The sequence below is a fragment of the Flagellimonas aurea genome, assembly GCF_017313785.1.
In the GTDB taxonomy this organism is placed as follows: Bacteria; Bacteroidota; Bacteroidia; order Flavobacteriales; family Flavobacteriaceae; genus Flagellimonas; species Flagellimonas aurea.
The window spans coordinates 110,057-130,467 of the sequence record NZ_JAFLNL010000009.1; the positions used below are offsets into that span (position 1 = coordinate 110,057).

General features: G+C 42.8%; 12 protein-coding genes. 1 reads left to right on the forward strand and 11 read right to left on the reverse strand.

Going from position 1 to position 20,411, the window contains the following annotated elements:
* The first annotated feature begins 2 nt into the window (after positions 1 to 2).
* Positions 3 to 185 carry a CPXCG motif-containing cysteine-rich protein gene (locus tag J0656_RS15250; RefSeq protein ID WP_207035407.1) on the forward strand — a complete coding sequence of 61 codons (183 nt, stop codon included), beginning with the start codon at positions 3 to 5 and terminating at the stop codon, positions 183 to 185.
* A 121-nt stretch (positions 186 to 306) separates the two neighbouring features.
* Here J0656_RS15250 and J0656_RS15255 read toward each other — a convergent pair whose 3' ends face one another.
* From J0656_RS15255 to J0656_RS15305, 11 genes are all read right to left on the reverse strand, one after another.
* Positions 307 to 1,452, reverse strand: a complete 1,146-nt coding sequence (locus tag J0656_RS15255; RefSeq protein ID WP_237688961.1) for a glycoside hydrolase family 16 protein — start codon at positions 1,450 to 1,452, stop codon at positions 307 to 309.
* Between the two features lie 107 nt (positions 1,453 to 1,559).
* On the reverse strand, positions 1,560 to 3,695 hold the full coding sequence (locus J0656_RS15260) for a hypothetical protein (RefSeq protein ID WP_207035409.1): 2,136 nt from the start codon (positions 3,693 to 3,695) through the stop codon (positions 1,560 to 1,562).
* Between the two features lie 37 nt (positions 3,696 to 3,732).
* A complete protein-coding gene (locus J0656_RS15265; RefSeq protein WP_207035411.1) occupies positions 3,733 to 5,346 on the reverse strand; it encodes a RagB/SusD family nutrient uptake outer membrane protein in 1,614 nt (537 codons plus the stop codon).
* A gap of 10 nt (positions 5,347 to 5,356) precedes the next feature.
* Positions 5,357 to 8,335, reverse strand: a complete 2,979-nt coding sequence (locus J0656_RS15270) for a SusC/RagA family TonB-linked outer membrane protein (protein ID WP_207035413.1) — start codon at positions 8,333 to 8,335, stop codon at positions 5,357 to 5,359.
* Between the two features lie 275 nt (positions 8,336 to 8,610).
* Entirely contained in the window at positions 8,611 to 11,406 is a 2,796-nt protein-coding gene (locus J0656_RS15275) for a helix-turn-helix and ligand-binding sensor domain-containing protein (RefSeq protein ID WP_207035415.1), read from the reverse strand.
* A 136-nt stretch (positions 11,407 to 11,542) separates the two neighbouring features.
* Positions 11,543 to 12,400 (reverse strand): HAEPLYID family protein, encoded by an 858-nt coding sequence (locus J0656_RS15280; RefSeq protein WP_417947405.1) that lies wholly within the window; start codon positions 12,398 to 12,400, stop codon positions 11,543 to 11,545.
* Positions 12,401 to 12,480: 80 nt separating this feature from the next.
* On the reverse strand, positions 12,481 to 12,816 hold the full coding sequence (locus J0656_RS15285) for a hypothetical protein (RefSeq protein WP_237688962.1): 336 nt from the start codon (positions 12,814 to 12,816) through the stop codon (positions 12,481 to 12,483).
* Positions 12,817 to 12,876: 60 nt separating this feature from the next.
* Positions 12,877 to 14,073, reverse strand: coding sequence for an MFS transporter (locus tag J0656_RS15290; RefSeq protein WP_207035418.1), 1,197 nt, complete (start codon positions 14,071 to 14,073; stop codon positions 12,877 to 12,879).
* A 345-nt stretch (positions 14,074 to 14,418) separates the two neighbouring features.
* Positions 14,419 to 15,219 carry a hypothetical protein gene (locus J0656_RS15295; protein ID WP_207035420.1) on the reverse strand — a complete coding sequence of 267 codons (801 nt, stop codon included), beginning with the start codon at positions 15,217 to 15,219 and terminating at the stop codon, positions 14,419 to 14,421.
* Positions 15,220 to 15,241: 22 nt separating this feature from the next.
* On the reverse strand, positions 15,242 to 16,957 hold the full coding sequence (locus J0656_RS15300; protein ID WP_207035422.1) for a SusD/RagB family nutrient-binding outer membrane lipoprotein: 1,716 nt from the start codon (positions 16,955 to 16,957) through the stop codon (positions 15,242 to 15,244).
* Positions 16,958 to 16,984: 27 nt separating this feature from the next.
* The gene (locus J0656_RS15305) at positions 16,985 to 20,227 is read right to left on the reverse strand and encodes a SusC/RagA family TonB-linked outer membrane protein (RefSeq protein WP_207035424.1); all 3,243 of its coding nucleotides are present in this window, start codon (positions 20,225 to 20,227) and stop codon (positions 16,985 to 16,987) included.
* Positions 20,228 to 20,411: the final 184 nt, after the last annotated feature.

Here is a 20,411-nt window from a genome sequence, read left to right on the forward strand (position 1 = left end):
CCATGTACGAACATTTTTTTCAATGTCCGTACTGTTGGGAAGAAATTTCCTTTTTGTTGGATAGCTCTGTGCCGCAACAGACCTATGTAGAGGATTGCGAAGTATGTTGCAATCCCATTGAGGCTACGGCAAGGTTCAGTAATCAAGAGCTAGTTTCTTTTGAGGCAAAGGAACTTGGCCAATAAAAAAGCCGAAGTCTAAACTCCGGCTTTTGGTTGGTTGGAATAAGTTAATAGTTTTTACTTTTCCAAAATCTTGAAATAACAATGCTCAGCAATCTAACTCCTTTGCACTGGAATTGTGGTTTTACTGATATATTCTTACATAGTCAATTTCAAAGATATCTTCGGTGAAATTCGCAGGTACATCACCACCCAAATTTCCACCTATTGCAATATTCAGGAGCAAATAATGTTCGTGGTTAAATGGTTTGTTGGTACCATTTTGAAATTCATATACCAAGTTATCGTCCACATAGGTCTTAATACTTTTGCTGTCCCACTCCATGGAGTATACATGAAACTCTGAATCTGCATTTTCTACGGCTATTTCGCCACCTTCATCGCTATATACCTCGGTATTTAAATCTCCCCAATGAAAATGCGAAATAGTACTGTTTTTATCCCATCCGGTTTGTTCCATAATGTCGATTTCCCCGCAAAGAGGCCACCCTACATTACCGTATTGATCTCCAAAATAGTTTCCGGTTTCATTCGAGTTTGCACCTAATGTCCAAATGGCCGGCCATGTGCCCGCGGTATTGGTAAGTTTGGCACGGACCTCTATGCGTCCGTAGGTAAAGGCGAACTTGGCGTTCAATCTGGCCGAGGTATACTCTTTTGTACTTCCGTTATAGGAGTATTGCTCTTTGATGGCCTTTATTTTTAAGGTTCCATTGTTCACATAGGAATTCTCTTCCCTATCGGTATAGTGCTGTAACTCGTCATTGTGCCAGCTACCGTTGTTCGGGGGAATAACTTGATGATGCCATTTTTGGTCATCCGGTCTACCTTCGTTTTCAAATTCGTCGGAGAATACCAATTTGGCAAAAGCCTCATCGGACCTGTAAACATCTACGCTGTAACTTTCGTTTACGAACGCCCCGGACTCGGAGTAGGCCCATACGGTAATATTGTGATTATTTGTTCCATCTTGAAGAAAGGTATGTTCAATGTTTCCAGACTCACTGTCTATTTGGTCTCCCGTTCCAAAACGGAAGGCGTACCTGATGGCATTGGTGGCGGAAGCCATTATCTGTATCGCTCCGGAGCCATCCCCATTGGGATTGTTGTCATTTGAACCGACCACGGAAATAACCACATTTAGATTGGTGGGTGCGCTGTTGGAGTCTGAATCCCCAGAACTACATGAAATGGCCAATAAGAGAGATAATATAGATATATTGAAAATGCTCATTTTTACTATTTGGTGAATGTACAATTTGTTTTTCATAGAAAACTTTACTTGGATTTGAGCTCCTTTCTGTTAAGGAAAGGAGCTAATCCGTTTGCTTAATTAACTAACTCAAATCAATTTATGATTTGTTTTTCATTATATGTTTAGTGGAAATAGATGTTGTCCAAGAAAATGGTTCCATTTCCATCAAATTTCAATTGAATTACATCGGTTAAATCAACTACACCTGAGAACTCGGTCAAAGGAATATCTACACTTACCCATTGTCCTGCAGTTACTTCTATTGCATATGGAGTTTCTACAGGTCCTGTACTTATCAAAGATAGATTAAGGGCCGATGAATCTGGCGTCCAATAATCCAGGTGAATCATGGTCATTCCTGATACATCCAATGAAGATGACAATTGTGTTCCCTGATAGTTTAGATTTTCGTATTTCAAGGTATTGTTTCCATCAATGTTTTCTTGTGTAACTACGGTTGCCTGCCCCCAATTAGGATTGAAATCGGTATCGGTGAGGTCAGTATAGGTATCACTGAAGATTGAAATCACATCTGCCTGAGGCAAGGTTGGAGCAGGAGCGCCTGCTGCGGGCTCCGTGGGAGGTGGCGAATAGAAATAAATGTTGTCCAAGAAAATGGTTCCATTTCCATCAAATTTAAGTTGGATCACATCTGTCAAATCAACTGTATCGGAGAACTCTGTCAAAGGAATATCCACACTTACCCACTGACCAGTGGTCACGTTAATTGAATAAGGTATTTCAACAGGACCAGTGCTAACCAAAGATAGGTTGAGGTCGGAAGAATCAGGCGTCCAATAATCCAAATGAATCATCGTCATTCCAGAAACATCCAATGCATTTTCGAATTGAGTTCCCTGATAGTTCAGGCCGTCATATTTCAAAGTGTTGTTGCCAGCTATGTCTTCCTGTGTAACTACCGTAGCTTGTCCCCAATTTGGATTGAAATCTGTACCGGAAACATCGGTATATGTGTCACTGAATACGGAAATCACAAAATTATCAGGGACTGTAGGTGTTGGGGCTCCCGATAAAGGAGTGTCGGATACCCCAGCTTCATTATAAAAGAAAACATTGTCCACGAAAACTGTATTTGCTCCTGAGGGTGTACTTATAAATAGCAATTGTGCAATATGCTCCTTGGTTGTAAGTCCAGTAAAATCAGATAATGGAATATCCAAGCTCACCCATTCTTGTTGTGTGGGTGCTTCAAATACAATTTCATGCTCAACATCATCGCCACCATCGTAGGCTCCATCAGCACCAAAATCTACCAATTTTATTCTGAATTCGGTAGCATCACCGGTCCAGATATCGGTTCTAAAATGTGTCATGCCGGTAGCATCGATTGGATTGGATGTTGCTTCAATTCCAGCAACGTTGAGTTCACTGTACTTTTTAACCGCATTACCATCAATTTCGATGTCCTCCAATGTTGCGTTGGACCAATCGGTTCTCCATGTGTCCACGGTAACGTTAGTGTACACATCACTAAACAATGAAATTACCTCTGTTGGGTCTATGTTTGGGTCGGTTGCGGGAGCGGTAGGTTCACTGGTTTCAACGGGCTCTTCCACTTCACCACCTTCGCTCATCACAATATCGTCGAAATAGTGGGTGGTTTCCGCACTTTTCTCGCCATTGAAGTCAAAAAATAGAATCAGTCTATCAAATTTATCGGAATCACTTGGGGAGAAAACGAATGATAATTCTTCCCATTCGTTGGCTACTGTTGTAGTAGCCTGCACTTCTTTTGCAATGGAGTTATCGGTTTTGTCCTCAAACTTCAATAGTACAATCTGATCAGCAGCGGGCGAGTAAACTTTAATTTTCACTGTTTGCATTTCGCTAAAGTCGACTTTGCTTGCCAAATCGAAAAAGAATCCTGCCCATGGCTCAATATCGGCTGTTTGGGTATACTCAACCACTGTCTCCGATGTATTGATGCCAGACGCATCTGGATTTTCTACATACTCAAGGGTAAAGGAACCGTCCTTTTCTCCAAAGAAAGTGACCTCAGGTCCCCCACACTCAAAATCGATTCCTTCGGACAACTCAGGAACAATGGTGGAGAACACACAGTCTTCACCGGGTTCGGGCTCTGGTTCCGGTGTCGGTGGTACATAGGCGGAAGGAGGCGGAATATCGTCCTCCGTTTCGCAAGAAATAATGGTTCCCAATATACCCAAAGCCATTAATAGGGCAATTATGGGCAATTTTGAACGGGATATGTTCTTGTTGTTATTATGCTTTTTCATCTTTCAATGTTATAAGTTAATTATAGTTTGTGCCGGTTTAGTTATACCCATCGTTCTGTGGGTAGTTGGGTCCTAAAAGGTCCATCTGTTGTTGTGGAATGGGCCAATTCTGCATGTACTCCCTAAGAATGTCTTTTGGGTTACCTTCAGGATACGATTCGTTCATGTTGTCGTTGTTCATATGATCTAAAAGGTAATCGTACAACAACCCGGTACGTTTCAGGGTAAACCAACGTTGACCTTCAAAAGCAAGTTCGCGGGCCCTTTCTTCCAATATGGTCTCTAAATCAATGCTGTTCACTGGAGCGGTATTCGCTCTGGTTCGTACCGCATTAAGGTATTCCAAGGCCTTGGCGGAATTGTTGAGCATCATGTGTGCTTCGGCACCGATTAAATAGGTCTCGGCCAAGCGATAGATCATAATGTTCTTAAAGTGATTCCTGTCGGTAGGTTCTACGGTCTCATCAAGGAACTTGATAATCCCGGGGTTTTGCCTTCTGTAGTAAAGCATAAACTCGTTTTGATCATCTTCGCTGTTTTCGTATAGGTCCAATGGGTCGCCAATTTCACTTCCAGCTGGCACTGCGGTCTCATCGTTGTAGAGATATTCGAAAATATAGTAAGTGCCATTTTTTCTGGTATCGTTAGGGTCTTCGTTGAGTAGGTCGATGGTGTACTGGTTCAAGGAAATAAATCCAGCTCCAGCGCCACCATTTTCTACGGACTGAATCAAACCAGGGGCATCAGCATAGCTGGAAACCATATTCCAGTTCATGATATGGGGGTCACCACCACCGATAGTTTGTCTTTCAAAATTGATGGCAAAAAGGGTCTCGGAGTGATCAAGTTCTCCGGCAAAAACTTCAGCCGTGGTCTCTGTCAAACTATGACTGCCACTTGTAATGATGGCATCAGTCTGAGTGGCGGCTTCGGTCCAGTCGTTTTCCCACATGGCCACTTTGGCTCTCAGGTGTCTTGCGGCACCTTGTGCCCAACGTCCAAATTGAGGGGTGGCGTAATCCAAGTTTGCGATGGCAAAATCCAAATCGGAACGCAAAAGTGCAAAGATCTCTTCTTCGGAGGATTTGTCCTGTGGTACATCAAATGCATTCTCGGGCGTAGTGGGCTCGGTAGTGATAAAGATGTTGTTGAACAGGCGGTAAAGCGTAAAGTAGGCATGGGCACGCATACATTTGGCTTCTGCAAGGATTTGATTTCGTCTACCTTCTTCAATATCCTCCAAATTCTCTGCCCCTTGGATTACCGCATTGGCCCGGTCAACTATTTTATAGTAGTTCACCCAATAGGCATTAATGCCCGATGTGGTACCGTAATCGCCCAAACTGGCTCCCCACAGCAAACGGCTATATAGGGAAACCTCTCCGGTGATACCCACGCCCAAATCGCTTTTTGCCTGTGGAATTAGAGGATAGGTCCCATTCAAGCTTAAATCTTGGTAAAGGTTCCTGTTGAGTGTGTACAAACCTACGACGGCATTTTCCAAGCCCTCTGGTGTGGAGTAGAGGAAGTCGACCGAGGTATCGGACAACAGTTCATCTTCCAATTCTTTTTCGCACGATGCGAATGTGGCAATGACAAGCAGTATTGCCAATGCCCTTTTTGATGTTATGTATTGAAATATATTTTTCATGACAATTTTTTTAGAATCCTAATTTTACACCTAGGGTTATGTTTCTGGTCTCGGGGAAAGCAGAGCCATTTTGGTCATTGTTTAAAGGCGTCTGTTCCGGGCTGTACGACTTAAAATCGGTAAAGGTGAACAGATTGGTTCCGGTTAAGTATATCTTGGCACTTTGTAATCCAATTTTGGAGAAAGTATCACTAGGAATGTTGTAGCCCAATGTAAGCGTACGTAATCTCACGTAGGATGCATCCCTTACAGCAAAAGGGAACAGGTGCAAGTGCGTATCTGGTTTTGGTCTTGGGTATTCGGTGGAGGGATATTCAGGTGTGTAATATTTAGTCCTGATACCGTTTATGGCACCCTTCCAAAGCTCTCCGTTGGCAAGAACAGGGTTTAACCTTGTTGCATTTTGTACAATGTAGATATCGGCAAACAGGTCAAAGTTCTTGTAGGTGATGGTGTTGGTAATTGAACCGTACCAATCCGGGTCGGTGTTTATAAAAACATTATCACGGTTATCTATTTGCCCGTTGCCATCCTGATCTATCACGCGAACATCACCTGGCTGGGCCAATGGGTTTCCAGAACCGGCAATGTCATCGCCTTCTTGATAAATTCCATCATATTTTGGCAACCAGATATTGTTGATGGACTGTCCAACGGACAAACGTCTTCCTGAATTTGCATCGGTTATATCGATAGGGTTTCCTTCGTCATCGAGTTCTCCTGTAAGAGATATAACTTCGTTTCTGTTTCTGGAGAAAACAAGTCCCAAAGACCAACTAAAATCTTCTTTACGGATTATGTTAGAGGTCAAAGAAGCTTCAATACCTTGGTTTTGAATTTCACCTGAATTGAATCGAATCACATTAAAACCTGTGGTTCCGGCAATGGCCCTGTCCAATAACAAGTCGGTAGTATTGGCTTTGTAATATTCAAGAGTTCCTTGAAAAAGGTTATTGAACAATCTAAAGTCGACACCGGCGTTCAACGTGGTCGTGGTTTCCCATTTAAGGTCAGGGTTGGGCAGTCGGGATGATGCGGTGGCACCTGCCACTGTTTCATCACCGAACACATACGGTAGGTCGTCGGCAACCCCTAAAGATTCCAATGGGTTGATTCCTTGGTTACCTGTGGCACCATAACTCACCCTAAACTTCATTTCGTTAATGGCGTCGATATCTTGCATAAATGGTTCCATATGCATTTTCCATGCTAGGGACACCGCTGGGAAGAAACCCCATTTGTTGTTCTCTGCAAATACCGAAGCACCATCCGCACGCGCTGTCGCTTCCAAAAGGTATTTGTCCATATAACCATACCTAACCCTTCCCAAGAAAGAAAGTAGTCTACGCTGGGAAACATCCCTAACGTTGTTCAACAGTTCGGTGGCGTTACCATTGAAGCCAAGGGCGTCGTTGGTGAACCCTGATTTGTCCAATTGGGTGTATTCGGTACGGCGTTCATCGAAGGCCTGTACGGCTGTCAAATCAAGACTATGCTTATCATTGATTTGAGGGGTGTAGTTCAGGATGTTTTCCACAAGCACCTGTTTGAACAAGGTGTTGGACAATACCCCAAGTCCGTCGATACCTTCGTCACCGGCAGAGTGCAATGAGGAACGATACACTCCTTGGTTGGTGTTACGGTTTCTTAAGAAAGTTTTCAATGTATAGCTTAGGTTGGGTGCTATGTCATAGATAAGGCTCAAGTTGACATCCGTAAGGTTGATTTTGGTCTCATCCACAGATTCTCTCTGGTCCCACAAGGGGTTTACGGATGTGTTGGATGGGCCGAGATAGAACTTCTGTAGCTCACCATCCGCAGTATAGGGCTGTGCAAGTGGTGTTATTGTGGTAAAATTTATTCCTCCTGTTTCGCGGTCTTGTTTTGCATTCTGATAGTTGATAATCCCTAGGAAAGTCAATTTATCAGATATTTTTTGTTCTAAGTTTAGTTTGAATGTGCCTCTGTCAAAACCTGAATTTGGAATAATACCTTCTTGTGAAAAATAGTTGACGCTGGAAAAAACCTTGGTCTTTTCGCTACCTGCGGAGAAGCTTAGTGCATGGCTCTGGATAACAGCGTCCCTAAGTACCAAATCTTCCCAATCCACAAAGTTTTGGTTCTCAATGGCCTCTAGTTCAAAGGGTGTAAATATGTTCTCATCGCTCAAATAATCGCCAGTGAACCTATTTCTGTTGGCCTCTCTTCTTAGGTCTATAAATTGTGAACCAGTGTATTGATTAAAGTTTTTGGTCAACGTTTGCACGGTGGTATAACCGTGATAGTTTACAGTAGCTTTCCCTACTTTACCTCTTTTGGTCGTCACCAAGATAACCCCGTTGGATGCCCTTGAACCATAAATGGCGGTTGAGGAGGCATCTTTTAGAATCTCAATGTTGGCGATATCGTCGGGTGCCACATCATTAAGGTTGTCAAAGGGAAGACCGTCCACAATAATCAAAGGGGAATTTCCTCCGGGTGCAACAGATACGTTACCCCTAATTACGATATTGGAATTACCTCCGGGTCGTGCATCCCCGAGGTTTACCTGAACACCAGCGGCTCTACCCCGAAGCATTTCGGAGACGTTGGTAGTGGGTACGTTGGTGGCTTCTTCCACTTCAACACTGGTCACGGAACCGATAACGTTACTTTTCTTTTGGGTACCGTACCCTACAACAACCACTTCGTCCAAGGCTTGTGTGTCCTCGCTCAATGTAATGTTGATTTCAGTTTGTGTGCCAACTGGCACTTCTTGGGATACAAAACCAATGTAACTGAACACTAAGGTGTCATCATTGGAAACATCGTCAATGGTGAATTCACCATCAAAATCGGTAACAACCCCATTGGTTGTTCCTTTTACAAGTACGTTTACACCCGGCATGGGACCCATGTTGTCGGATACTGTACCTGTTACGGTTTTAGTTTGTGAATATCCATAGGCAGTACATAAAAGAACTATCCATGTTAAAAATCCATATCTCATTTTCGAGTAAATTTAGTTTGGACATAAAAGTAAATGGCTTAACGTCTTCTTAACAAAGGAGCTACCTCTATAAAAAACCTACATTGGTAATTTTATGGGGTTAAAATTGATGTTTTGCTATTTAAAGCCCCTGAAATATGATGATTTAAAAAAAATAGACATGTGATTATGCTATCTGACAAATCGCTGAATTTGAGGTGATTTGTCAAAATGTAGAGTTGTTGTAGGGGTAATTTTAAGAAATGTAGTGTTGTGATGTGGGAAAGTAGAGTCGCCTAAAAGTTTAAAATGTAATCTATAAGGTTATCGTGGTGCGGTAGGTCGAACTTTTTTCGGAGCCTATAGCGCTTCATTTCTACACTTTTTACCGATATATTCAGCAATGGTGCAATCTCTTTGGAGGAAAGATTCAGCCTTAAATAGGCACACAACCTTAAATCGTTATTGGTTAGACTATCGTGTTTACTCTTGATTCGCTTTAAAAAGTCCTTATCCGCATTGTTGAAGGCGTCTTCAAAAAACTTCCAATCATCTTCGCTGTTTATGTTCTGGTCTATTTCCCTAATGACTGATCTAATATTCTTATCCTTGTTGGGCACCTCCTTAAGTTGAGATTTTAGAGCGGAAAGAAATTTGTTTTTCTTTACCAGGCTCATGGTAGAGATGGCCAGTTCACGGTTCTTGCTATTAATCTCATTTTGAAGTTTCTCCGTCTGTATTTGTGCTATACGTTCTTTCTTCTCCAGTTCCCTTCGCTCTAGTTCTTTACGGTTCTGTTTAATCAGTGATTCCTGCTTTTTCTGGTAATAGTTATTGTAAAGTCTGTGTATCAAAATAAACACCAAAGCAATGGTCAGTACGTATATCAAAAGTGCAAGATTGGAGAGGTACCATGGGCGCAGGATGGTAAAATTATAAGAAACGGTATTTGCGCTCAAGTTGTTGCCCACCATGGCTCTAACGGTAAAGGTGTAATCTCCGAAGGAAAGATTTTTGAACGTAACCTCGGTGTTTTCGGACCATTCGCTCCAACCTTCGTACAGGTTCTCCATTTTATACTGGTACCGTACTTCGGTATATTTATCAAACTCAGGGACACTGTACTCGATTCTAATATTGTTGTTGACATATTCAAATGCTCCTATGGTGTCTTTGGGAGCTTTAAAACCCAACGCTTGGTAATCTCCGAAATAAATGGAATTTATCTGCACCTCTTGTTTGGAAGGTTCTACTTTGGTAAGGTCTAGGGATACAAACCCGTTGGAACTACCTATCAAATATTTGAAATCGGATATTTTTGAGATGTTTTCAAATCCCGAAACCCCAAAATTTGCACGAATGTCCTGGGGAATGGAAATATGGGAAGAGTTCAGTTTGTTGCTAAGGGTGCTTTGAGTAACATATTGGAGTCCGTATTTTGTGAAAAACCAAAGCCGTTGTTCAGAGTTCTCAGGAATAATGATGCTTACCTGCTCATCATTTTGATTAAAAATCATTTGGGTCATGGTGCTGTCCAGCACAATGTCATTTGCTCCACCAATATTATAGATTCCAGCATTCGTTTTATAATAAAGTTCATCCTGAAAACTAAAGATATTCGAACTGTGACCGATACGTTCCACATTGGTTACTTGTTTAACTTCTCTGAAACTTGGGTCGAGCTCAATAAAATACAGTCCTTTCTTTTCATGGTCCACAACTATTTGAAGGGAATCCATTTCAAAAAAACGACTGGAAATGGTGAAACCATCGATGGCATTCCGGAATTTCCAAGTTCCCTCCACCTTTTCAAGTATGCTCAACCCATTATAATTTCCTTGGAGTAAAAGGTTGCTGTGACCCTTAATAGGTTTTACGCCCCATGTCCCGGGGTAATCTGAGATAAGCTCTGCTTGGTTTTTATCGATAATGAAGGTCCCATTATTGTGCCCACAGAAAATAGTGGAATCCAAAAATTGAAGATTCCAAACTTGTCCTTCGGTTCCATCAATCAAACTAAAATTGTCCTGCGAAGCGGACTCACGATAAAACAGACCTTGATTGGTACCCAAATACAAGTGTCCTTCATGGTTCAATGCAGCATACACCAGACCAAGATTGCCCAATTTGTCGACATATTCATTAAAGGGGGAGTAGAGGTTTACGATCGCAATTCCGTTATCCAGACCAAGCCATAAGTTGTTTTCAGCATCTTCAAAAAGGGATAGAACCGTATTGTTGTTCAATCCTTTTTCCTGGTCGATGTTCCGCATGATGGTCTCACCATCTGGAGAGAGGTGATAAAAACCGTTGGATATACTACCGAGTACAAAAGAACTATCGTTCAGTCGAATGCTGCTATATAGTTTGATGTTCAAATCATCCATGGCGGTTTCCCAGGGAGTGACATTTTCCGAATCGTATCTGTAAAACCTGGAACTTTCGGTAAGTATTAACAGGTCATTTCCAACACCGTACAGCCCAACTATGGGCTCTTTGGTAAATACAGGGTCGTTGCTTACCAATTCCGGTTCCCCATTTTGGATAGTGAACAAACCTTCTCTGGCAATTTGAAAATAAACATTGTTGTTTACGATACCCATGTTTGCCTTGTCCGATTTTGCCTCTATGATCTTAAAGCTATCCTCGATTTTATCATAGATGTAGATTCTGTCCAAGGATTGGAAGAGTACCCACTGGTCCAAGGTTACGATTTCCCAAAACTCTTCATCCTCCGTGATAGAAGTTTCCATTTTTTGGGATAAAGAGGTGTAGGTCAGTTCTCCGTTGGGATTTTTGGTCCAATAGCCAAATTCACGATAAGAACCCGTATAAATTTTGTCACCAATGGCTTTTACCGAACGAATTACGGGAGATGTAGGTAATTTATATTGGTGCCACTTGCTCCCATCAAACTCCAAAAGACTGGTATGGTTGGCTACATAAATGTTCTTTGAAGGGGATTGTGTGATTCCCCAATTTTGGAATTCCCCATTATATTCCTTTGGGGTGTAATTTTTAATAGGGGGAAGCTCCTGACCAAATAGCGTTGAAGAAAATACAAATAATAAAAAAGCGATTAGGAGTCTCAAAGGGAACCGATTTAATTAAGCATCAAAACTTTTAAAGATAAAGATAAGTACTACAATTAAAACTTGCTTTTTATCTGTTTACATAAAAGCAAGGGGCTTTTGTGGTAAGCCCCTTGTTTTTTGGATGAAAAGATGACTACTTATGTTTTGGTTCCCAAATAAGTCGCAAAAATGAACTGAAACGTTCATTCTCCCTGCTAATGGGAACTCCCGCGATAATGCCTATCATTAAATTGTCAGCGATTCCAAGTCGCATTTGGGGGCGCATTGTCATATCAAAATCACTGCTCTCCCAAGTTTTATTAAACTCTACCCCAATAAAGTTCCGGGTGCCAGGAATCATGTAGTGAAAACTGGTGTTAACATCGTAGGATGTGTGAACCTCACCGCTTTCATATTCGTGAACTATGATAGGACCGGTATACACCAAGGAATGGAAATTGTTGCCCCAACGTTTGGCGACCACCAAAAACGGATTGTAAACATTTCTAGAAATCATAGGCTTGCCAAAATTTCTGAAATCGGATAGTTCAAACTCATTAATGTAGCCTATGGCCATTGAGGTAGCTATTCGTTCGTTTACAAAGAACGACCATTGGGTCGCAATTTTGATACTGTTCAACCTATTGGACGGGGTTTCGACCCCACCATTGTCCGCCAACGGAGAATAAAAGGTAAAGGGCAGCTCCACTTCGAGGCCCAACCTATCCATTGGGGCCCATTCGTACTCGATAAGAGCTTCGTAGGAATCAAAAGTGAGCTCGTCTGTCAGCCCCAATCCAAGGTTCCACTCCCGTTCCCCTTTTCGTGCACCGAGGTCACGTATCAGGTCAATATATAAGGGTTCTGCGTGCAGCACCTTGGCAGGTTGTTTTTTTTCCTCGATTTGATTTATGTAAAGACTGTCTTTCTCGGTATTACTAATTTGGGAATAAGCTATACTGGATGATGCCAATAGAACTATCGGCATCATTTTTTTTATGATGTTTTTCATGTATTCTGATTTGTTATATGTTAATGTTGAATTGCCCGAACCTTATGGTTAAAAAGGACGGGTTTGATTAAGAAAACAAATCATACTTCGGGAGGGGGCGTATCCTTTTGCGTATACATGTGAGGGAAATAAAGATTCTTATCTGGAAACTTTTTCTTTTTGCTCATCAACAGATGGTTCCGGGAATAGTAATGGTCGGATTGATGTACGGTAAGCTTTATTTTAAGACTAGAACCACTGTTATGGTCTTCTTTATCAGGGTCGTCATATTCTTTAAAAACATCTCCATAGCCCAGGACCTTTTCAACCAAAATCTCGATAATACTCTCTTGGTCGTTGATGGATAAATCCTCAGGAATGTAATCTGGATACCTGTCCGGCGAGTCAACACTGATATTCAACAGGTAGAGACTCATCAGGCCCCAAAATACCTTAAGCAAAGTGCTATTTCGTAAAAGACCTATCACATTGCAAAACTAAGACTCTTTTTTTCTTTTGGATAATTTATCCATGTAAAGAATCACAATTCCTATAACACCACCTATACAGGCCAAAACTCCGCCAACAACACTGGCGTAATTAAATCCTAGTCCAAAAACCATAGGTAGACCACCAAAATATGCGCCCGAGGCATTTCCCATATTAAAAGCACTTTGGTTCATGGACGACCCTAGTTTCTCTGCACCCTTGGCAGCTCTTATGATGGCTATTTGGATGGGTGCCGAAATGGAAAAGGTAATAACGCCGACAATAAAGCTAAGTACATATATGGCAATATCGTTACTTGCGAAAATGGAGTTTAATAGAAGAATCATCGTCATACTAAACATGCTTATGACCACGGATTTTACTGGATTGAAAGTTTCTACCATTCTCGCCCCTAAAAAATTTCCAAAAAACATCCCGAATCCTGCTACGATCATAACGTATCCAACGTTTGCTTCGGGAAGCTTGGTTACGTTGATAACCAAAGGTGCAATGTAGCTGTACCAAGCAAAAAAGCCTCCGGTACCCACAGTGGTAAGGGCAATTAAAGCCCATAATTTTTTGTTTCTCAATCCTGGGGAGGGACTTGTTGAATCAGAATTGTCGGCCTCATCCAATCCCTCTTTGGGCATCCAGAAATAAAGGCTGCAAAAAGTGGCAATACCAGCAATCCCTACCAACATAAAAGAATAACTCCAATGCAGTTCCTGTCCAATATATGTGCCCAGCGGTACTCCAATAATATTGGCGACGGTCAAACCTGAAAACATAACAGCCATGGCTTGGGCAGCTTTGCCCGGTTTGGCCAAATAACCCGAAACCACAGCACCAATGCCAAAAAATGCACCGTGCGGCATCCCGGAAAGGAAACGGAACAGCATCATTGCCCAATAATTGCCCGAAAAGGCCGACAATGTGTTGAAAATGGTAAACCAAACCATTAAGAATAACAAGGTTTTCTTTGGATTGAGGTTGTTGGTGATTCTTGCCATTACGGGCGCACCTATAACTACCCCAAGGGCATAGATGGCTATGAAATGTCCCGCTTTAGGAATGGAAATATCAAGAGAACCGGCAATATTGGGAAGAATTCCCATGATTACAAATTCTGTTAGGCCTATACCGAAACCACCTATAGCTAGAGATAAAAGTGCTTTTTTATTGGTTGATCGTGAAGTTTTGTCCAAGCTTATTTTATTAAGGGGACAAAGGTAATTGGAATCACTTAATTCCTGAGCAAGGATATTGGCTTAATTCTATATTGAATTACCTTAAGAGAATAAACAGCCTTGAAGTTTGGACTAATTCAAATACATTCAAAAAATGAAACAAATACTTTTGAAAGGATATTTTGGGTTCAAGGCTGTTTTTAGGATATTAATTTTTACTGTTACCAAATTATGGCAATGCCTGTGTTTTATCGGAAATCCTCAACAACAAGTACTCTTCCCGATTTATAAGAACCTTTTTATCAAAAAAAAAGACCCGCCCCAAATGAAGCGAGTCTCTTTCTTGAACAAATATGTAAAAAATCAATTGATACACGGAGCTGGATTCGGTCCAAAAGGACCTAGAACTTCACCGTCGGGTGTTTCAATAGTGTAGACGTGTTCTTCTTCAAATGCACCACTGGTATACGAAATCACTAAACTGTTGGTTCCTTCGGGTACATTTACATTAAAAGTGGCTGCATCACCAGCGGTAAATGTGTAGTCCGTGGTTGCCCCATCAATCTCGAACGTTACAAAGGCTCCGTCCCATCCGTCCCCATATAGGTCTTGCATCTCTATTACCCATGTTCCTGGTACAGTAGTCCCTGAAACGGGAGAGCACTTAACAAGAACAATAAAGTTAAATGCTTGCAATTGTTCTGGCTGTCCTGTGAGGGTTGCGCTATAGTTGGCCACTGTGGTCACTGTTCCATCCGTTCCTGTGGATTCTCCCAAAAACCGGATAAAGTCGCCTCCAGAGATATCATCCACTGTTATGCCCAGTGCACTGGCAATGTCGGTATAAGGAATGGAAAGGTCGCTTGGGAACTCTGTTATTGTTGCCAATGGCACCGTGTCGGAAGATACTCCGCCGGACTCCAAAGTTACGCTCAAATCCCATGAGGCAACATTGTCACTAGGGTCATCAACGGTACCGGAGAAAGTGGAGTTGGCCAAGTCACCTTTGGCAACAATGGTTTCGTCCAGCTTTATCCTCACATAAGGTGCGGCCGAATCTTCCAGCTCAAACACGTTGAGTGGGTTTTTGTCCTCGTCTTCACAGGCCGCTATTCCCAAAATCAGTAGTGATAGACCGATTATATATTTAAAGTTACTTTTCATAAGTATTGTTTTTAGAATTAAATCAATCAACGAATCCATCGGGGTTGGTGTCCCAGAACACGGGAGTACTTGGTGCACTTTTCTGTGTAATGTTCGTGTTGCTGTCCGCAGCTGTCTGTGAATACCACATAGACCTTAGGAATGGTCCTGGGTCGTTGGTGGTAAAGGCAGGTGTCAGGTTATCGGGTTGACCTGTTCTTCTATACGTATTGTATGCTTCAATTCCGTTGCACCATAAAGCAATAAAGTATTGCTCCACAATAATTCGAAGTTTGTCCGTATCGTTCCCGGCATCATAGGCTGCCAATATTTCTGCAACATGATTGTCTACGGCTGTCGAGGTCGGAACAAATCCTGTACCCTCTGCCAAAGAAGCCCCAAAGTCCATAACCGTGCCAATGGATTGCCGTATGCCCGTTTCCAGATAATCTCTTGCACTTCCGGTAGTGTTCAATGTCAATGATGCTTCTGCTAACATAAAATAGGTATAGGAAGACATCAAAATAGGGGATATTCCCGCACCTACGAGCCCCTCGTTCACTGCCCCGGAACCGGATACATTTCTAAAAGAGTTGTCATCGAACGGTCCACCAACTGGGTAGGTTCCGTGCAGCGTCCTAAAGGCATCATCTGGTGGAATACCGTCATCGTCCAAATGGTTTCGTCCCCAATATCCGCTTAAACCATTGGTAGCGGGAACCAAACAATAGGGTTCGGAAGGGTCCCACCATGCAGGTAGTGATATTTCGGTAACACATTCCTTAGTAACTACATCCGCACCAGAAAAGTCTTCTTGTTGTCTATAGAAATAGTAACGAATCCTTGGGTCAGGTTCTCCATATTGGTTGGCCATCAAATTCATATAATAATTACAGGTATAAAAATCTGAACTTGGTCCCGCACCGTCGTAGTTGGCATCAAAATAGGGATGTCTACTGTCCGGAGACGCATTATTGGTACCCCATTGAAAGAAAAAATCATCGGCAGGGTCCAAAATCAGTTGGTTGCCCGCAATCAATTCATTGATGCGCGAAGTGGAAACGGATGCTCCAAAGCCTTCGGCAGATGCCAAACGGGTCTGAAGATATAGCTTCAAGCGCATGGTATTGGCCACTTTCTTCCATTGGTCTTCATTGGCATTATAAAATAGGTCGTCAGATGGGAGAGAGGTTTCATCTTTGTTTAGATTGGCAATAGCATCTACCAGCAATTGGTCTGCCGCTTGGTAAATGGAAGCTCCCGGGTCAACCGTTGGATTTAAGATTCCTTCGCCGCCCATTGCCGCTTCCGAGTAAGGTACGTCCCCGAAGAAATCTACCATGGACATCATTATATAGGCTTCCAGAATTTGGCCAATGGCAATATGCGTGAATTGACCTGCTTCTTCGGCCAAAGGATTCATGGTCCTAATGTCTATCAAGGCTCTGGCATACACATTGTCCCAAACCCTATCAAAATCCGATGGATCGTAACTTTCACGATAGGTAGGGCCAAAACCATGTTGTATTCTCACGGGTTCCATTCCAAATTGACTTAGGCCATTTTCGGCACGACCTTCCTCACCGGAATGAATCTGGGCGGTCATTAGTTGTATTTGATTCAAAAAGAAATCAACGCTCGCCTGCGACGGATTTAATGCATTGGGGCTCTCCACTACATCCAAGGTAGTGCTCTCGCAGCCCAGCATAACTGTCAGTGCAGCGATTATGAGACTTAGTATATTTGATATTTTTTTCATAATATTTCTGATTCTTGTTAGCTGCGATTAAAATGATGCTCTTACGGTAAGGCCATATCTTCTGGTGGATGGCCCAGTGAAGAAATCAATTCCTTGTCCGTTGCCAACCCCTGTACTCGATGAGTTGGTGTCGTATCGAACGTCATCAGGGAAGTTCACCGCCTTGTACCAAAGGTTGGAACCGGATAGTGTTAGCGATAGGCTTCCGAAAGGGGTTTTTTCCAACATTTTCTTTGGAATGGAATATCCCAATGAAGCTTCCTGTAACCTGATAGTGGTGCCATCAAACACGTTTACTTCGTTGATATCTCCCCCAAAAAAGGTGTTGAAGCCAAACTCGGTCGCTGTAATGGCCACGTTGTTCGGGCTTCCATCTGCAAAAACGCCCGGGAGTATATAATTTGATTCTCTATCAATTGGATTATCAGGATCAACAACTCCACGACCTATCAATCCAGCCGTTGTTACCGAATACACATCTCCACCATGGCGATATTGCAAGTTGGCGGAAAGGGTGAAGTTCTTAAAGCTGATGGTCGGGATCATCGCAGTGGTCCAGTCTGGGTTTGGGTCACCAATTTCGGTGATGTTGTTGTCCACCAGGTATCTACCATTTGGCCCTACCACTTTGTTGCCGTTATCATCTCTTTGGATGGTGCTGCCGAGCAATACCCCAAATGGTCTGCCTTCCACGGCGTAGTTTGCAGCTTCACCGGCTACGGCGAAGGTCAACAAAATGTTGTTGGTTCCCTCAGCCAGGTCGGTCACCGTGGTTTCACTGGCGGTAAAGTTTCCTGCAAGATTAAAACCGATGCCTGCTTCGCTTTCCCTGAGTATGGTAAGGTCGTAATCGGCTTCTATACCTTTGGTTTCTACTTCCCCAATGTTTACGAAAGTGGAGCGGAAACCTGTTGAGCTATCCAATGTACGGTTGGTAATCAGGTCTGTTGTGGATTTTTGATACAAGCTGACATTAAAGTTCAACCTATTAAAAAGGCGTGTATCCAAACCTACTTCCAGTTCCTGGACTCTTTCTGGGGATAAATCACGGTTACCGAGCACATCAGAAACGGTATTTCCGGAAACTACGTTGCCGTTGAGGTCCACAAATGTTCTAGAATTCAAAGTGAGTACATCCCTAGTGTTAAACGGAGTCGGGAAGCCTGCGGAGGAACCGTAGCCGACCCTAAGTTTTGCATAGTTGAGCACATCTCCCTGCAATGCAGGAAATGCTGTGGTAGGAATAAAGGATAAACTGGCTCCCGGGTAAAACAAAGAGTTGTTTTCTCTTTCCAATGTGGACGACCAGTCGTTTCTTCCTACTACGTTGAGGTACAATAAATCTTTGTAGGAGAGCGTCGCATCCAAATAAATACCTACTAGGTTTTCCTCAAAGTTTTGATTCAGGTCGGTCCCAGAAAAGGAGTTTATAGATGATGGAGTCGTAAAGTTATAGTGTTCTAGCACTCCAAAAACCAATTGTCCTTGGCTTTCGATACCATCCTGTGCATAGGTGTCCCTACGACTATTGGCACCCAACGTGGCGGTAAGGTTTAAATCTTCGGAAAGATTTTTCTCTGCACTAAGAATCAAATCGTGGTTCCAAATGGAATTTCTTACAGATGAAGTTCTTAGAATTCCCAACGTAGGTCCATCTACACCCCCTCTGTTCTGCCCGTACGAGTTTAATTCGGTATACGTATCCAGACCTACCCGGTATGTCAGGTTCATCCAGTCGTTCAAGGCATAGCTCATAGAAACGTTTCCGGTAAATCGGTCGGTTTCTTGACTGGTCTTTGAGTTAGCAACGGTCCAGTATGGGTTTTGAATATCGTTACCTGATCTATAATATAAGCTTCGGCCATCCGCTGCTTGGAATGGGAGATTGGTCAAATCGATGTTTCTCGGCGTGTAAAGTACGTCACCAAATATGGCGGAGCCATTAAAAGCGGCACCGCTACCTGTACTCACGGCATTTGGTGGCGATTTATAGCCTGTTCTGGCAAAATTGAAGACCCCGGACACGGTAAAGTTGTTGGATAGTACCGCATTTCCTCCTAAACTAAAGTTGTTACGTAGCAACTTGTTGCCAGGAGTGACCCCGATATCTTCCGTACGGCCGTAATTCGCATTGAAATTTACCTTTTCGGAACCACCACGAACATTTACGGAGGTGCTGTACACATATCCCGTTCTAAAGAATTCTTCAACTCCGTTATAGGGTTGGTACGGATATTCAACACTCAGTAAATCTTCATAACCGGCAATTAAGGTTGGGTCGGCAATATAGTTGAACGGGTGTCTGGTCAATGCCACTCCGTTTGGACCAGTTCTAATGTATTGGGCTGCTGTGGCAATACCATCATCGTCAGTACGGTCAAAGCGCGGTCCCCAATTACTAAAGAAGAATCCAAATCCTTGATGGAATCCACTACCATAGTTGTTTTGGAACTTTGGAAGCACGGCATTGGACATAAATACGGATTGTGTAACGGAAACTTCCGTTTTGGAGGGGGCATCTCCGGAGGCAGAACCTTTTGTAGTGATCAGTATTACCCCATTTCTACCTCGGTTACCATAGAGTACCGTTGCACTCAACCCTTTCAATACGCTTACACTTTCAATATTGTTCGGGTCAAGGTCCAGAAATCGGCTGGATTCCGTATTTCCATCCAAAAAGTTGGTCTGGGTATTGGTACCAGAATCAAAAGGAATTCCATCAACAATAAACAAGGGTTGATTGGACTGTGTTGCCGAAGAATAGCCCCTAATGATTATGTTGGTTCCAGAACCGGACATACCGTTGTTGGAGGTGATGTTTACCCCAGCAACTTTACCATTGAGCACCCGAGCTACATCTGCTTCGGGCCGAGATTCAACCTTGTCGGACTCCACAGTGGTTACCGAATATCCCAAGGAACGCTTTTCCCGGACTATACCTTGTGCGGTGACCACTACTTCTTCCAGTTGCGATGCGTCTTCCTCCATTTGCACGTTCAAAACGCTAGCTGCACCTACGCTTCTCTCAAGTGTTCGCTGTCCTAAATAGGAGAATACAAGGACATCTCCTTCGTTGGCTTCAATGGCGTAGTTGCCATCAAAATCGGACTGAGTTCCCTTAACGGTGCCTTTCACAACAATGTTGACACCGGGCAAGGGTACCCCGTCTTGGTCGGTGACCGTACCGGTAACCGTTTTTTCTTGAGCGTGGGCAAATGCAATGGATAAGCAAATGGCCAGTAGCGCTCCAAACAGTTTCTTTACTTTCATACGAATAAAGTTTTGTTAGTAATTTGAAATGAGTTAGTGCAACTGAGAAAGGTGGACGGCGCTAGGAAATTGATAGCTAATTCAAATAATACTTCTGGGAAGTGAACAAAACTCAATGGATTTTGTCTTTTTAAGAAGTAGAGCCTCTCACCGCCCTACCTTTACAATTGCACAACAAATCAAC

Coding starts and splice junctions, on each gene's coding strand:
- J0656_RS15250 (WP_207035407.1), top strand. CDS start 3: ATGTACGAACATTTTTTTCAATGTCCGTACTGTTGGGAAGAAATTTCC.
- J0656_RS15255 (WP_237688961.1), bottom strand. CDS start 1,452: ATGAAAAACAAATTGTACATTCACCAAATAGTAAAAATGAGCATTTTC.
- J0656_RS15260 (WP_207035409.1), bottom strand. CDS start 3,695: ATGAAAAAGCATAATAACAACAAGAACATATCCCGTTCAAAATTGCCC.
- J0656_RS15265 (WP_207035411.1), bottom strand. CDS start 5,346: ATGAAAAATATATTTCAATACATAACATCAAAAAGGGCATTGGCAATA.
- J0656_RS15270 (WP_207035413.1), bottom strand. CDS start 8,335: ATGAGATATGGATTTTTAACATGGATAGTTCTTTTATGTACTGCCTAT.
- J0656_RS15280 (WP_417947405.1), bottom strand. CDS start 12,400: ATGAAAAACATCATAAAAAAAATGATGCCGATAGTTCTATTGGCATCA.
- J0656_RS15285 (WP_237688962.1), bottom strand. CDS start 12,816: ATGAGTCTCTACCTGTTGAATATCAGTGTTGACTCGCCGGACAGGTAT.
- J0656_RS15295 (WP_207035420.1), bottom strand. CDS start 15,219: ATGAAAAGTAACTTTAAATATATAATCGGTCTATCACTACTGATTTTG.
- J0656_RS15300 (WP_207035422.1), bottom strand. CDS start 16,957: ATGAAAAAAATATCAAATATACTAAGTCTCATAATCGCTGCACTGACA.
- J0656_RS15305 (WP_207035424.1), bottom strand. CDS start 20,227: ATGAAAGTAAAGAAACTGTTTGGAGCGCTACTGGCCATTTGCTTATCC.